The sequence below is a fragment of the Streptomyces sp. NPDC058051 genome (assembly GCF_042885475.1).
GTDB lineage: Bacteria > Actinomycetota > Actinomycetes > Streptomycetales > Streptomycetaceae > Streptomyces.
This window is the reverse complement of record NZ_JBHVRW010000002.1, coordinates 491,143-506,423: the sequence shown is the minus strand read 5'-3', so window position 1 is coordinate 506,423 and position 15,281 is coordinate 491,143. Positions and strand designations below refer to the sequence as shown.

General features: G+C 71.7%; 11 protein-coding genes. 6 read left to right on the top strand and 5 right to left on the bottom strand.

Annotation, left to right across the window (positions count from 1 at the left end; translation table 11 throughout):
- Positions 1-34 precede the first annotated feature (34 nt).
- Together ACFVUT_RS05600 and ACFVUT_RS05595 are read left to right on the top strand one after the other, a co-directional pair.
- Positions 35-1,408 carry an MFS transporter gene (locus ACFVUT_RS05600; protein ID WP_389647626.1) on the top strand — a complete coding sequence of 458 codons (1,374 nt, stop codon included), beginning with the start codon at positions 35-37 and terminating at the stop codon, positions 1,406-1,408.
- A 265-nt stretch (positions 1,409-1,673) separates the two neighbouring features.
- Positions 1,674-2,048: an RNA polymerase-binding protein RbpA gene (locus ACFVUT_RS05595; protein WP_007262928.1), complete on the top strand. Its 375-nt coding sequence runs from the start codon at positions 1,674-1,676 to the stop codon at positions 2,046-2,048.
- A gap of 339 nt (positions 2,049-2,387) precedes the next feature.
- Here ACFVUT_RS05595 and fxsA read toward each other — a convergent pair whose 3' ends face one another.
- The 4 genes from fxsA to ACFVUT_RS05575 all read right to left on the bottom strand — a co-directional run bounded on the left by fxsA (position 2,388) and on the right by ACFVUT_RS05575 (position 6,519).
- The gene (fxsA, locus tag ACFVUT_RS05590) at positions 2,388-2,978 is read right to left on the bottom strand and encodes an FxsA family membrane protein (protein WP_389647623.1); all 591 of its coding nucleotides are present in this window, start codon (positions 2,976-2,978) and stop codon (positions 2,388-2,390) included.
- Between the two features lie 88 nt (positions 2,979-3,066).
- The gene (locus ACFVUT_RS05585; protein WP_389647620.1) at positions 3,067-3,834 is read right to left on the bottom strand and encodes a polyprenol monophosphomannose synthase; all 768 of its coding nucleotides are present in this window, start codon (positions 3,832-3,834) and stop codon (positions 3,067-3,069) included.
- A 550-nt stretch (positions 3,835-4,384) separates the two neighbouring features.
- A complete protein-coding gene (locus ACFVUT_RS05580) occupies positions 4,385-6,031 on the bottom strand; it encodes an amidohydrolase (protein ID WP_389647617.1) in 1,647 nt (548 codons plus the stop codon).
- A 47-nt stretch (positions 6,032-6,078) separates the two neighbouring features.
- Positions 6,079-6,519, bottom strand: a complete 441-nt coding sequence (locus ACFVUT_RS05575) for an Lrp/AsnC family transcriptional regulator (protein WP_389647614.1) — start codon at positions 6,517-6,519, stop codon at positions 6,079-6,081.
- Positions 6,520-6,722: 203 nt separating this feature from the next.
- Here ACFVUT_RS05575 and ACFVUT_RS05570 point away from each other — a divergent pair, with 203 nt between their 5' ends.
- Positions 6,723-7,121 (top strand): hypothetical protein, encoded by a 399-nt coding sequence (locus ACFVUT_RS05570; protein ID WP_389647611.1) that lies wholly within the window; start codon positions 6,723-6,725, stop codon positions 7,119-7,121.
- Positions 7,122-7,588: 467 nt separating this feature from the next.
- On the opposite strand, the gene ACFVUT_RS05565 is transcribed toward ACFVUT_RS05570, so the two are convergent.
- Entirely contained in the window at positions 7,589-8,761 is a 1,173-nt protein-coding gene (locus tag ACFVUT_RS05565; RefSeq protein WP_389647608.1) for an acyl-CoA dehydrogenase family protein, read from the bottom strand.
- A 373-nt stretch (positions 8,762-9,134) separates the two neighbouring features.
- On the opposite strand from ACFVUT_RS05565, the gene ACFVUT_RS05560 reads away from it, so the two are divergent.
- From ACFVUT_RS05560 to ACFVUT_RS05550, 3 genes are all read left to right on the top strand, one after another.
- Entirely contained in the window at positions 9,135-10,409 is a 1,275-nt protein-coding gene (locus tag ACFVUT_RS05560) for a glycoside hydrolase family 18 protein (RefSeq protein ID WP_389647605.1), read from the top strand.
- Positions 10,410-10,623: 214 nt separating this feature from the next.
- Positions 10,624-13,947: a right-handed parallel beta-helix repeat-containing protein gene (locus ACFVUT_RS05555; protein ID WP_389647602.1), complete on the top strand. Its 3,324-nt coding sequence runs from the start codon at positions 10,624-10,626 to the stop codon at positions 13,945-13,947.
- Positions 13,948-14,018: 71 nt separating this feature from the next.
- Complete coding sequence (locus ACFVUT_RS05550; RefSeq protein ID WP_389647599.1) at positions 14,019-15,182, top strand: S8 family serine peptidase; 1,164 nt, start codon at positions 14,019-14,021, stop codon at positions 15,180-15,182.
- Positions 15,183-15,281 lie beyond the last annotated feature (99 nt).

Below are 15,281 nucleotides of genomic sequence, written 5' to 3'. Positions count from 1 at the left end.
AGGTCTTCACGGGGAAAGACAAGGGGGGTGCGGGTTGAGCGCCGAGACCGCGGACACCGCTGAGCCGACGGGACTCACGACGGGTTCCGCCGAGGCCGCGAGCCGCAGACGCGAACAACGCGGCTGGTATTTCTACGACTTCGCGTGCTCCGTCTATTCGACGAGCGTTCTGACGGTGTTCCTCGGGCCCTATCTGACATCGGTGGCGAAGGCGGCCGCCGACGCCGACGGCTTCGTGCACCCGCTCGGCATACCGGTGCGCGCGGGATCGCTCTTCGCCTACGCGGTCTCCGTGTCCGTGGTGGTCGCGGTGATCGTGATGCCGATCGTGGGCGCCGCCGCGGACCGTACGGGGCGGAAGAAGCCGCTGCTCGCGGCCGCGGCCTATGTGGGTGCCGCCGCCACCACCGGCATGTTCTTCCTGGACGGTCAGCGCTATCTGCTGGGCGCGTTCCTGCTGATCGTGGCAAATGCCTCGATCTCGGTGTCGATGGTGGTCTACAACGCCTACCTGCCGCAGATCGCCGGACCGGACGAGCGGGACGCGGTCTCCTCGCGCGGCTGGGCGTTCGGGTACACGTCGGGCGCTTTCGTCCTCATCCTGAACCTGGTCCTGTACACGGGCCACGACTCCTTCGGGCTCTCCGAGTCCGACGCCGTGCGAGTCTGTCTCGCCTCGGCCGGCGTCTGGTGGGGTGCCTTCACCCTTGTACCTCTGCGCCGGCTGCGCGACCGGCGGACGACGGCGGGCGGCGAGGGCGCGGTCGGTTCGGGGTGGCGTCAGTTGATGGCCACCCTGCGTGACATGCGCCGCCATCCGCTGACGCTCTCGTTCCTGCTGGCATACCTCGTCTACAACGACGGCGTGCAGACGGTGATCTCTCAGGCCTCGATATACGGCTCGGAGGAACTGGGCCTCGACCAGACGACGCTGATCACGGCCGTGCTGCTGGTCCAGGTGCTCGCGGTGGCCGGAGCGCTGGGGATGGGCCGGCTGGCGCGGGTGCACGGCGCGAAGCGCACGATCCTCGGCTCATTGGTCGTGTGGACACTGATTCTCGTCGCCGGATACTTCCTGCCCGCCGGCACGCCGATCTTCTTCTACCTGCTGGCCTCGGCGATCGGTCTGGTCCTCGGCGGCAGCCAGGCGCTGTCGCGTTCGCTGTTCTCGCATCTGGTGCCGCACGGCAAGGAGGCCGAGTACTTCTCCGCGTACGAGATGAGCGACCGCGGACTGAGCTGGCTGGGGCCCCTGGTGTTCGGCATCGCGTATCAGCTGACCGGGAGCTACCGGGATGCGATCATCTCGTTGGTGATCTTCTTCGTGGTCGGTTCCGTGCTGCTCGCGAGGGTGCCGATCCGACAGGCCGTGGCGGCTGCGGGGAATCCCGTACCGGAGCGGATTTAGACGTTGAAGTGAAAGGCCGGTAGTGTACGCCTTTGGCCTGCCCGGAGGACCGTTACTGCGAGTGGAAGAAGAATGACCGCTGGGTGACAACTTCCGCCAGATGTGACAAACCGGGCATTGGCGGGTAACCCAACCCTGAAGAAGCAGCGGCACGACGGGCGACGCATGACCGGCAACGGGAATCTTTACCACCGACCGGACGTTGACCGGATGACGACGACAGCGACACCTGTCCTGTGGGCGACAAGCCCGGGAGGCACCATTCATGAGTGAGCGAGCTCTCCGCGGCACGCGGCTCGTGGTTACCAGCTACGAGACGGACCGTGGCATCGATCTGGCCCCGCGCCAGGCGGTGGAGTACGCATGCCAGAACGGACATCGATTCGAGATGCCGTTCTCGGTAGAGGCGGAAATTCCGCCGGAGTGGGAGTGCAAGGCGTGCGGCGCCATGGCACTCCTGGTGGACGGGGATGGCCCCGAGGAGAAGAAGGGCAAGCCTGCGCGTACGCACTGGGACATGCTCATGGAGCGGCGCACACGCGAGGAGCTGGAGGAGGTGCTGGCCGAGAGACTGGCGGTCCTGCGCTCCGGAGCCATGAACATCGCCGTGCATCCGCGGGACAGCCGGAAGTCCGCCTGACCGCAGGCCACCACGGTACGCAGTACGAGAGAGCCGCGGGCTGTGACACATCGCGTGTGTGTCACAGCCCGCGGCTCTGTCGCGTCGCGCCCCGGTTAGCCGGAACTCGTGGCGGCCCGGCGTCAGGAAGCCACCGCTGCCCGGCTCAGGGAGCCACCGCTGCCCGGCTCGGGGAGCCACCGCTGCCCGGCTCAGGAAGCCACCACTGGCCGGCCTCGGGGAGCCACCACTGGCCGGCCTCGGGGAGCCACCACTGGCCGGCCTCGGGGAGCCACCGCTGGCCGGGCCTGCCCCGGGGAGCCGCCGCGGTCCGGCATCCGGGAATCGCGGCGGTCGGCGTCAGGGAGTCAGCGGCGGCCGGGGGCCCTCTTCGCGCCGGGAGTCCGGCTGTGCGCCGTCCTGGCGGATGACCTCACCCTGCACGACCTTTCCGTCCGGCCGGTGCATACGGGCTTGCTGAAAAGCGTCGGAGAGGCCACCGGGGGTCGCAGTCCGTATCCGGCGCTCCAGCGACCGCTCCGCGTACCGGCCGAGCGCCGATCGGACCGGTGGCACGAGCAGCAGCAGACCCGCCACGTCCGAAATGACTCCCGGGATCATCAGCAGGAGTCCGGCCAGCATCAGGAAGCCGTTGCCCTGGCCGCCCGAGGAAGCGGGCTTCGGAGCGGCGGCGGCACCGGGCCCGCCCGGGGCCTGCTGGAGCGTCTCGGTGAGATTGCGGAAGGCCCGGCGGCCCGCCCGCTTCATGACCGCGGCGCCGAGCACGATGCCCGCCACGAGAAGCAGCAGCACGGTGAACCCACCCGCCGCGCCGGCCACGACGGTGAGCAGCCAGATCTCCAGCACCGCCCAGGCGGCGACGGCGAGGGGGACGAAGGTACGGGCGCGTGAGCGCCTCGGGGCGGTCGGGGGCGGTGTGCCGGTCGTCATGGTCCCAGTGTGCCGGTACGGGCGTCTGATCGGCGTATGGGGGTGATCATGTGCGGCGGCCGGGTGCCCGCCGCCCCTCGGCGGCTCCTCAGATCGTCTTGCGGCCGAGGACCCGGTTCGTACGGGTGGCGACACCCCAGGAGGTGACCCGCCAGAGCGCCTCGACCAGGATGTCGCGGCTCATCTTCGAGTCGCCGATCTCGCGGTCCACGAAGGTGATCGGGACCTCGACGACGTGATAGCCGGCTTCGACGGCGCGACGGGCGAGGTCGACCTGGAAGCAGTAGCCCTGCGAAGCGACGCGGTCGAGGCCGATGCCCTCCAGGGTCTCGGTACGGAAGGCCCGGTAGCCGCCCGTCACGTCCCTGGTCCGCAGCCCGAGGAGGAGCCGGGAGTACGTGCTGCCGCCACGGGAGATCATTTCCCGCGACTTGGGCCAGTTGACCACACGCCCGCCGGGCACCCAGCGGGAGCCGAGCACCAGATCGGCGCCCTTGAGCGCGGTGAGCAGCCGGGGCAGTTCCTCGGGCTGGTGGGAACCGTCGGCGTCCATCTCCACGAGCACGCCGTAGTCGCGTTCGATCCCCCAGCGGAAGCCCGCGAGGTAGGCCGCGCCCAGCCCTTCCTTGCCCTTGCGGTGCAGCACGTGGACCTGGTCGTCGGCCGAGGCGATCTCGTCGGCGGCCTTTCCGGTGCCGTCGGGGCTGTTGTCGTCGGCGACCAGGATGTCGGCTTCCGGGACAGCGGCGCGCACCCGGCTGACGATCGGCTTGATGTTCTCGGCCTCGTTGTAGGTCGGAATGATCACCAAGGTCCTGCCGAGCGGGCCGTACCGCCTCTGACCGCCGTCGTTCACTTACTGCCCCTTAAGTCCGTACGCAGGTGCACACCATATCGAGCGGGCGGGGGCCGGATGCCGACACGGTCGGACGGGAACGGGCACCGCCGCGGACAGAAGGAGGGAAGTGCGGACAGACCCCCTGACGGGAACCGACGGGAACTACGGATGGGGGCCCAGCGCCCTTCGGGCCGACCTGGGATCCGCCGGCTGCGGATCGACCTAGAGCCGTTGTCTACTGAACGTCCGGGCCCCACCCGGGTCGCACCTACCGTCCGGCTGAAACCTTCCCTCGCCCCCGAGGCGCGGGCGCTGAACCTGGCTGCCAGTGGTGGTGCGCCGGTGTGACACACCACCCCATGGCCCAGCGGCGTTCGACGACTGCGTGGAAGCTCAACCGGTCGGACGTCCTGTGGTGGACTCGGCCGAACCTACCGGCCGGTGGGCGCGTTCTGTCAATACTCCCCTGACCTGCAATGTTCCTGGAACTTGCCTGGTCAGTAGCGAAGATCCGCAGGTCGCGGCGGAACGGGGACACCTTCGATCGACGGTACGAAATGTCCGTACGTCACTCGTTCGGCCGTACGTAGACAGTTTGTCCGAAGACCACGGTCCTCAGGCAGACCGGGAGCTCTGCGCCCGGGGTCAGATCCGGCAGGCCGGGCGTCCCCGAGCGCGGGTCGGTCGACCAGCGGGCGACCCGGTCGTCCGGGGCCTGGACCACCAGGTCGGCGGTGCGCCAGATCGCGTAGTCGGCCGGGGCGCCGGGCACCAGGGTGCCCGCGTCGTCGCGGCCGACCGCCCGCCAGCCGCCCCTGGTGTGGGCGGTGAAGCCGGCCCGTACGGAGATCCGGTGCTCGGGCGTGCGGTGGAAGGCGGCGGCCCGTACCGTCCCCCACGGGTCCAGCGGGGTCACGGGGCTGTCGGAGCCGAAGGCCAGGGGCACACCGGCCCGCAGGAGCGCCGCGTAGGGGTTGAGGGTCCTGGCCCGCTCGACGCCCAGGCGCTGCGCGTACATGCCCTCCTCGCCGCCCCAGGCGGCGTCGAAGGCAGGCTGCACGGAAGCGGTCAGTCCCAGCTCCGCGAAGGCGGCGACGGTTTCGGGGGTGAGCATCTCGGCGTGCTCGACACGATGCCGGGCGGCTCGGATCCGGGCCGGGCCGAGTGTCTCGGCGGCTGCGCGGACGCCCTCCACCACGGCGGAGACGGCGGCGTCACCGATGGCGTGGAACCCGGCCTGCAGCCCGGCCTCGGTGCAGGCGGCGACGTGGGCGGCGATCCGCGCCGCGTCCAGATGGGCGGAGCCCGTGTGTCCGGACGGGCCGTCGGTGTAGGGCGCGTGCAGGCAGGCGGTGTGCGAGCCCAGGGAGCCGTCCACGAAGAGATCTCCGGCGGCGCCGACCGCGCCGAGTTCCCGGATGCGGCGGGCGTCCTTCTCGTCGCCGACCTCCTCGGCCCAGTAGCCGAAGACCCGCGGCCCGCTCTCCGTCGCGGCGAGCTTCAGCAGGGAGACGAAGTCCTCCTCGTCGGAGATGTCGGGGCCGCCGCACTCGTGGACGGTGCCGATGCCGAGCGACGCCGCGTGGCGCAGGGCCGCGCGCTGGGCGGCGGTGCGCTGGCGCGGCGAGACGGCGCCGTGCGCCGCGGCCCGCACCGCGTGGTGGGCGGCTCCGGTCAGCGGGGCGTCCGGGTGGTAGCCGGTCAGCCCGGCGACGCCGGGGACCAGATCGAGCAGGGCGGTGGTGACGACCGCGGAGTGCACGTCGATGCGGGGCAGGTAGACCGGCCGGCCGCCGGCGGCCTCGTCGAGTTCACCACGGGACGGGGGGCGCCGCTCCGGCCAGCGGGTGGCGTCCCAGCCGTGGCCGAGGACGACCCGGTCGGCGGGGTGCGCGGCCACGTGGGCGCGCAGCAGCCCGAGCGCCTCGCCGAGGGTCCTGGTTCCGGAGAGGTCGAGGCCGGTGAGGGCCAGGCCGGTCGACGTGGTGTGCACGTGGGCGTCGGTGAACGCCGGGGTGACCAGTGCGCCTTCGAGGTCGATCACTTCGTCGACGCCGCTCGCGAAGGCGTCCGCGGCCCCTTCCGAGCCGACCCAGGCGACATGGCCGCGCTCGACGACCATGGCGGTGGCGAAGGGATCGGCGGGGCTGTGGACGTCTCCACCGCGCAGCAGCACGGTGCGGTGTTCGCTCTGGGGGGCGGTGCTCTCGGTCATGGGACCAGTTTCGCGCCTGCCCGCGCGCGGGCGTGCCACGCCCCCCCTCAGATCTGCGGGGGCCGGGCCTCGTACGGCGTGGAGAGCACGACGGTGGTACGGGTGGAGACGCCGGCCAGCGAACGGATCCGGGTGAGCAGGTGCTCCAGCTCCAGCGGGGTCGCGACACGCACCTTGAGGATGTAGTTCTCGTCACCCGCGACGCTGTGGCACGCCTCCAGTTCCGGGACGCCCGCGAGCCGCTCCGCGATGTCGTCCGGCGCGCTCGGATCGAAGGGTTTCACCGAGATGAACGCGGTGAGCGGCAGGCCCACGGCCTCGGGGTCGACGACCGCGGCGTAGCCCCGGATCACCCCGCGCTGCTCCAGCCTGCGGACACGCTGATGAACCGCCGAGGTGGACAGGCCCGTGGCCTTGCCCAGGTCGGTGTAGCTCATCCGCCCGTCCCTGACGAGCAAATCCACGATCTGTCGGTCCAGCTCCTCCATACGGATCAACCTATGGCCCCAGGTCCCTCCCGGCACAGCGGTGGACACTCCGAAAGGACGCCTGCGGGGGCCATGTGACAAATGCCACAGGTTTACGCTGCGGTAGCCGACCCCCTCGCGGTTACGGCCGATACGCCACGGGAAGTGCTTGCTGTGGTCGAGGCCGTGGCGCCTTGTCGGCCCATCCGAGGGGGGAATTTCCCATGCAGAGCCTGAAGCTCACCGGACGTACCGAACCGGAGGCCATCGATCCGGACGAGGACGTCACTTCCGACGTGTACGACATGTTCGAGATGTACCGGGTGATCTGCCCGGACTGCGCGCAGCCGATCGCGCTCCTGGCGGACGAGGAGGAACTTCCGGAGCACGCGCTGTGCCCGACTCCGTGGAACCCGTTCGTTCTGACGGTCTGCGCCGGTACCGGCCGAGCGGTGTCCCAGGCGCGGCCCGCCGACGCGTCGCTCGCCCTCCAGGAGCAGGAGACGGCGCTGCTGTTGACGCTCCCTCAGGGGCTCGACTGGAGAATGCAGCCGTTCTCGCACGCCGGTGGCCCCGGATCGCGCCCGCTGCGGGTGCCGCAGATGCGGCGCGAGGCCGCCTGAGCCCCTTCCGTACCTGCGCGAAAGGGCCCGGACACGTCCGGGCTCGTCCGGCACACCGCTGCCCACCGCACCACGACGGCCCGTCCGGCGTGGTGCCCGATGCCGGAGAGTGTCCGCCGTGCGGGAACCCGGCGAACAGGCTCTCGAATCGGCCGGGCAGTGACCGGTGCGCGTCCCGCACCGTTGGCCGGGCATGACCTCGCTGCACTCAACGGCCGGTCCCGGTCACCGCCGTCTCGCTGCCCCGAACGTCGAAGAATCGGTTCCGCGCCCCGGTACGCAGCCGGTGCCTCAGCCGGTGTCGCAGCCCGTGCCTCCCCGGGCGGCGCCCCACTCCACCGACCCGCCCCTCTACCGGGCCCTGCTGCGTCGCTGGGAGAGCGCCGGACGGACCCTTCCGGGCCGCCACGACCAGGAGTGGAACCGGATCATGACGACGCCCGTGTGGTCGGATCGGCTGCTGCGCGTCAGCGGGTCTCAGGCCCCGCCAGGTGGCGCGCGATGACCATCCGCTGGATCTGATTGGTGCCTTCGACGATCTGCAGCACCTTCGCCTCGCGCATCAGGCGCTCGACGGGGAAGTCGAGGGTGTAGCCGTATCCGCCGAGCACCTGGACCGCGTCGATGGTGACCCGCATGGCCGCGTCCGTGCAGAACAGCTTGGCCATGGCCGCCTGGCGCGAGAAGGGCCGGCCCTCGTCGCGCAGCCGGGCCGCCTCCAGATAGAGCGCCCGGCCCGCCTCGATCTGGGTGGCCATGTCGGCGAGCATGAAGCGCAGGCCCTGGAAGTCCGCGATGGGCCGGCCGAACTGCTGCCGCCCGGACGCGTAGGCGACGGCTTCGTCCAGGGCGGCCTGGGCGACGCCGATCGCGCAGGCCGCGATACCCAGACGCCCGGAGTCGAGTGCGGACAGGGCGATCGCGAAGCCCTGGCCCTCCTCTCCGATCCGGCGCGCGTCGCCGACCCGTACGCCGTCGAAGTTCAGCTGGGCGGTGGGCGAGCCCTTCATGCCCATCTTCTTCTCCGGGGCGGCCGCGTTCAGCCCCGCGGCGTTGCCGGGGACCAGGAAGGCGGTGATGCCGCGGGCTCCTTCGGCTCCGGTGCGGGCCAGGACCGTGTAGAAGTCGGCGATGCCGCCGTGGGTGATCCATGCCTTGGTGCCGGTGATGACCCAGTCGCCTCCGTCCCGTACGGCCCTCGTGCGGAGCGAGGCGGCGTCGGAGCCCGAGCCGGGCTCGGAGAGGCAGTAGGCGCCCAGCAGGCCGCCTCCCAGCATGGCCGGGAGGTGTTCGGCCTGCTGCTCCTTGGTGCCGTATCCGGCGAGCGCGTGGCAGGCGAGGGAGTGGACGCTGACACCGAGGCCGACGGTGAGCCGGGCGGCCGCCAGCTCTTCGAGCACCTGGAGGTAGAGCTCGTACGGCTGGTCACCGCCGCCGTGGGCGGAGTCGTAGGGGAGTCCGAGCAGTCCGGAGGCGGAAAGCAGGGTGAAGACCTCGCGCGGGAACCGGCCCGCGTCCTCCTCCTCGGCCGCCCGCGGCGCGATCTCCCGCTGTGCGATGTCGCGGACGAGCGCGACGAGCTGCCTGGACTCCTCGGTGGGCAGACGGCGTTCCACCGAATGCGGGGCACGGTCGGTCATGACGGCGCTCTCCTCCCTGTCGGGCGTTGCGGCGGTCGCGCGCGCGGGGTGTGGGCGGCGCCGCCGGGGGATTCCGGGCTCGGCCCGGAGAAGCACTGCTTGCTCAGCCGATGCCGATCTCCCGGATTACGAGAGTCACTGGTCAGCGGCTGCGGCGGCTTGAGTATGCCCGATCGGACGATATCCGTCACGGGTGGAAGGAGCGACTCGGCGGCGAACGGAGCGATCACCGAAATTGGTCCGAACCATTGACCCAACTGGTCTAGTCCATCTACGGTTCCACCGGAGTCGGCATTCCGCGTTCATGTCAACCCCGCGGATCGCCGATCGCACACCCCCACAACCGAGTTCCCTCCCCCACGAGGAGACGAAGATGTTCGGACCGCACACTCCCCTCGCCCGCCTCCGGGCGCTCGCCGCAGCCGCCTGTACCGTCGCCCTCGGCGCCACCCTGCTGGGTGCCGCGGGCACCGCGTCGGCCGGCCCGGCCCCCGCCACCACACGGGCCGCGGCCCCCGCACCCGCCGGGGCGACCCCCACCGCCGCCGGCGACAAGGTGGTCGGATATTTCACCAACTGGGGCGTATACCAGCGCAATTACCATGTGAGGAACATCGAGACCTCCGGCTCGGCCGACCGGCTCACGCACATCAACTACGCCTTCGGCAACGTCACCGGAGGCGCGTGCGCGATCGGCGACTCGTACGCCGACTACGAGAAGGCGTACACGGCCGACCAGTCGGTCGACGGCGTGGCGGACACCTGGGACCAGGAACTGCGCGGCAACTTCAACCAGTTGCGCAAGCTGAAGAAGCTGCACCCGGACCTCAAGGTCATCTGGTCGTTCGGCGGCTGGACCTGGTCCGGCGGCTTCGGCGAGGCCGCGAAGAACCCGGCCGCGTTCGCCGAGTCCTGCTACAACCTGGTGGAGGACCCCCGTTGGGCCGATGTCTTCGACGGCATCGACATCGACTGGGAGTACCCCAACGCCTGCGGCCTGACCTGCGACACCAGCGGACGTGACGCCTACGGCGACCTGCTGGGCGCGCTGCGCGCCAAGTTCGGCGCGAACAACCTGGTCACCTCGGCGATCTCCGCCGACGCCTCCGAGGGCGGCAAGCTCGACGCCGTCGACTACGGCGGCGCGGCGCAGTACGTCGACTGGTACAACCCGATGACGTACGACTTCTTCGGCGCCTGGGACGCGCAGGGCCCGACCGCCCCGCACTCCCCGCTGACCTCCTACAGCGGCATCCCGAAGGAGGGCTTCAACAGCGCGGCCGCCATCGACAAGCTGAAGGCGCAGGGCGTCCCCGCGTCGAAGCTGCTGCTCGGCATCGGCTTCTACGGCCGCGGCTGGACCGGTGTCACCCAGGACGCACCCGGCGGCACCGCCACCGGCGCGGCCCCCGGCACCTACGAGGCCGGCATCGAGGACTACAAGGTCCTCAAGAACAGCTGCCCGGCCACCGGCACGATCGCCGGTACGGCCTACGCGCACTGCGGCACCAACTGGTGGAGCTACGACACCCCGGCCACCATCGCCACCAAGATGACCTACAAGAACCAGCAGGGACTGGGCGGCACCTTCTTCTGGGAGCTCAGCGGTGACACCACCGACGGCGAGCTGATCAAGGCGATCGGCTGACCACCGCACGGGGAACGGGGCGGCGGGCCGGACGGCTCTCCGCCCCGTTTCGTCCGTCATACGGTGATCCGCGGAGGGTTCGACCGGACCTGGTTCACACGGCGTTCCCGCTCCGGCCGAAGGTTCCGCGCCTCGCTCCGGCATGATGGAGCCACACCCGTTCCGATCATGTGTTCCCCGGACCGCGGTGTGGCCCCGAGGAGGAGGATTCCGCTTGTCACGCCAGGTCCTGACGGTCTCTCCAGAGCTGTCCGACGGCTTTCGAACGATCGGGGAGGCGCTGGCCAGGGCGCGCAGCGGCGCCGTGATCAGCGTCCGTTCCGGCACCTACGCCGAGAGTCTGGTCATCACCGTCCCCGTCACCATCGCCGCCGAACAGTCCCGCGGCAGCGTCGAGATATGCCCGCCGCACGGCAGTGCCGTGGTGCTCCAGACCGAAGCCGTGATGCTCACCGATCTGGTGCTGCGCGGCCGCGACGAGGAACTGCCCGTGGTGGACGCCCCACGCGGCCAGATCGCGATGGACGGCTGCGACATCACCGGCGCCGCGTGGACCGCCCTGCTGGCCCGCGGCGCCGGTTCGGTGGCCCTGCGGGACTGCCGGGTGAGCAATCCGCGCGGCGCGGGTGTGGTGGTGACGTCGGCGGTGGAGAGTTCCGCCGAGTCCTGCACCGTCGAACACCTGGGCACCTCCGGTGTGGTGATCGGCGAACGCGGCCGGATCACGCTGCGGGGCTGCACCATCCGCGACGCCCGCGCCAACGGGGTGCTCGCCAACGGCGAGGGACAGGGTTCGGTCGAGGAGTGCGACATCTCCTCGACCGACAAGCCGTCCATCGCGCTGGAGGACCGGAGCACCACCCGGGTACTGCGGACCGTGGTCCACGACACGGCTGTCGGCATCCATCTCTCCTCGTCGGCCCGGACGGTGCTGGAGGACATCCGGGTGACCGGCACGACCGGGCCGGGAATCGTCCTGTCCGGCGGCACCGACCCGCTGCTGCGCCGATGCCGTACCGCCCGCACCAAGGGGCCCGGACTCCTCGTCTCCGACCGGGCGCGGGGGACCTTCGAGGACTGCTGGCTGGACTCGGCCGAGGACGCCGCGCTGCACGTCCGGGGCTCGTCGTCGCCGGTACTGATCGGGCTGACGGTCCGGGACTGCGCGCAGACGGGCGTGCTGCTGGAAGAGGAGTCGGTCGCCGAACTGGACCGCCTTGAGGTGCTGGAAGCGGGCGGCACGGGCGTCCGGATACGCGGCGGCGCCAACCCGCTGGTGCGCAGGGCCAGGATCGGCGCCGCGAAAGGGCACGGGGTGGAGGTCGTCAAGGACGGCCGGGGCCGGCTGGAGGACTGCGAGATCGAACGCCCCGGTCAGGCCGGGGTCCGGGTCGCCGACGACGGCAACGTCTACGTCGGTGGGGGCGCCGTGCGCGGCGCCGCGCACGGCATGTCCGTCGCGGCGGGCGGCAGCGTCACCGTCCGCGACCTCGACGTCCAGGAGTCCACGGACACGGGGGTCCTGGTCGAGGAGGGCGGCGAACTGACCGCGACCCGGCTGCGGATCACGGCCGCGGCGGGCCACGGTGTTCTGCTGGCCCAGGGCGGCCGGGGCGCGTTCACCTCCTGCGAGGTCAGCGGTTCCGGCCGGGACGGCTTCCGGGTGGAGACCACGGCCGCGGTGTCGGTGGTCAACTGTGCCGCGCGGGACAACGAGGGCGGCGGTCTGGTGCAGGCCCTGCCGGGCGACCGGCTGGCGGTCGAGCAGCTGACCAGTTCGGGCAACGGCAAGCGGGACGCGTGGGGGCTCGGCGAGGCGGAGGGCACCGACCCGGCCGGGACGGGCGCCTTCGAGGGCGGTTCCGCGGCGGCGCGCGAGGACGGCCCGCTGGCCGAACTCGACGCGCTGATCGGCCTGGAGAACGTCAAGCACCAGGTGCGTACGCTGGTCAATCTGATCCAGCTCGCCCAGCGGCGCGCCCGCCTCGGGCTGCCGGCTCCGCCGATGAGCCGCCATCTGGTCTTCTCCGGGCCGCCCGGCACCGGCAAGACGACCGTGGCCCGGCTGTACGGGGCGATCCTCGCCGAGCTGGGCGCACTGCCCTCCGGTCATCTGGTGGAGGTCTCGCGCGCGGACCTGGTGGCGCAGATCGTCGGCGGTACCGCCATCAAGACCACCGAGACGTTCAAACGGGCGCTGGGCGGGGTGCTGTTCGTCGACGAGGCGTACAGCCTGCTGTCGGACGGGCGGGGCTCGGGCGCCGACTTCGGCCGTGAGGCCGTCGACACCCTGCTGAAGCTGATGGAGGACCACCGTGACGACGTCGTCGTGGTCGCCGCCGGCTACGCGGACGAGATGCGCGACTTCCTCGGCTCCAACCCGGGGCTGGCCTCACGTTTCTCCCGCACGGTCGAGTTCGAGAACTACGCGGTCCCCGAGCTGGTCGCGATCATCGAGAGCATGTGCGCCCATCACCGCTACGAGCTCGACGAGTCGACGCTCGCCGCGCTGGCCACGCACTTCGAACGGATGCCGAAGGACGCCGCTTTCGGCAACGGGCGTGCGGCCCGGCAGGTGTTCGAGGAGATGGTGGACCGTCAGGCGTACCGGCTGGCCGCGCTGCCCGACGCCGACGAGCACGACCTCACCCGGCTGCTGCCCGAGGACGTGGGCGAGGAGGCCGCGGCGGCCGGTCAGTCGGCCGACGGCGGGACGGAGAGCGACCCGCTGGCCCGGCTCGGAGACATGGTGGGCCTGGCCGCCGTCAAGCGTGATGTCACCGATCTGGTCAATCTGCTGGCCACCGCGAAGAAGCGGGTTGCGGCCGGACTGCCGGCGCCGCGGATCAGCCACCATCTGGTCTTCACGGGGCCGCCCGGCACCGGCAAGACCACGGTCGCCCGGCTCTACGGCGAACTGCTGAAGTCGCTCGGTGTGCTGCCGCGCGGCCAACTCGTCGAGGCGGCCAGGGCGGACCTGGTCGGACGGTACGTGGGCCACACCGCCCAGCTCACCCGCGAGGTGTTCGACCGGGCCCGGGGCGGGGTGCTGTTCGTCGACGAGGCGTACACCCTCACTCCCGAAGGGTCCTCGGGCAGCGGCGACTTCGGGCGCGAGGCGGTGGACACGCTGCTGAAGCTGATGGAGGACCACCGCGACGAGGTGGTGGTGATCGTCGCGGGCTACACCGATGAGATGGAGCGCTTCCTGACGTCCAACCCCGGTCTCTCCTCGCGGTTCTCCCGACGGGTGGAGTTCGCCGACTACTCCTCGGACGAACTCGTCACCATCGTGCGGGGGCACGCGGCCGCGTCCGGGTACGAGTGCGGTCCCGGTGCCGGTGCGGTGCTGCGGGAGTACTTCGACGCGCTGCCCAGGGACCGTTCGTTCGGCAACGCGCGACTGGCCCGGCAGGTCCTGGAGGGCATGATGACGCGCCAGGCGGGCCGGGTCAGCGCCATGGCGACGCCGGGTCTGGACGATCTGCGGCTGCTGCTCCCGGAGGACGTCGCACGCCCGCTGGCGGTGTCCGAGTGACGCCCGGCGCCGGTGCACGGGGAAGCCGGACGCGCCCCACCGGACGCGTTCTGGCCGCGGCGGCTCTCGCCATGGCTCTGGTGCCGGCGGCGGCCGGCCCGGCCGGCGCGGACGACGGCCAGAAGGTCAGTCTGCCGGTGATGCCCGCACGGCTCGAAGCCGGTGATCCGTGCACCGGCGGGTCGGACGCGCGGGCCACCGCGGTGCCGTGGGAGCAGCAGAACCTCCAGCTCGACCGCACCTGGGCGTTCGGCAGGGGCGCGGGGGTGAAGGTCGCCGTGGTGGACACCGGGGTCGCGGCCCGCGCCCCGGCGCTGGCCGGCCGGGTCTCGGCCGTGTCGGACGCCGGGGAGGACTGCGTCGGCCATGGCACGTTCGTGGCCGGACTGATCGCGGCGGCGCCCCTGAAGAACGTGCACGTGGCGGGGGTCGCCCAGGAGTCGCGGATCATCGCGGTACGGGGCACGGACGCGCGGGGGGCGGCGACCGCGGCCTCGGTCGCGGCCGGGATCCGGGCGGCCGTCGGCGCGGGGGCGAAGGTCATCCAGGTCTCCCCCGCACTGGCCTCCGGCTCGGCCGGGCTGAGTTCGGCCGTGAAGTACGCGGCCGCGCACGACGCGCTGATCGTGGCCGCCGCGACCCCCGACCCGGAGCGCTCGTCCGCCGGCCGGGAGCCCGAACCGGCGCGCGACTACTGGCCCGCTTCGGCTCCGGGGGTGCTCTCCGTCATCGACATGGACGTGCGGGGTACGCGTCCGGACGGTGCGCCGGCCACGTCGGGCGCGGATCTCGCGGCCCCGGGGGACGGCGTGGTGGGCATCGGGCCGCGCGGGAGCGGGCACTTCATCGGCTCGGGAGCGTCGTTCGCCGCCGCGTACGCGGCGGGCACGGCCGCGCTCGTACGATCGGCGCATCCGGAGCTCTCGGCCGCCGCGACGGCACAACGGCTGACCCGCACCGCCTACCCGGCGGACGTGCCACGGCTGGACCCGTACGCCGCCGTCACCTCCGTGCAGGATCCGGCGGAGCACACCCGGGCCGTGCGGGACGACTCCGTGGTGCTGCCGCCGGGCAACGGCAGCGGGGGCGCCACCCACAGGGCGCTGTGGATCGTGGTCGCGGGCGGCTCTCTGGCGCTGCTGGTCGCCTGGGCGGCGCTGGTCGCGCCCCGCGGCCGGGCGCGGGGCTGGCATCCCGCGGGCCGCCGTCGGGTGGCCGGTACACCGGGCGACTGAGCGGCGTCGGGAGACGACGGGCGTCCCGGGGCGTGACGCCCCGGGACGCCTGCCGCGCCCTCAGATCCTGTCGGGTGACCTCTGATCGGGCGGCCACGC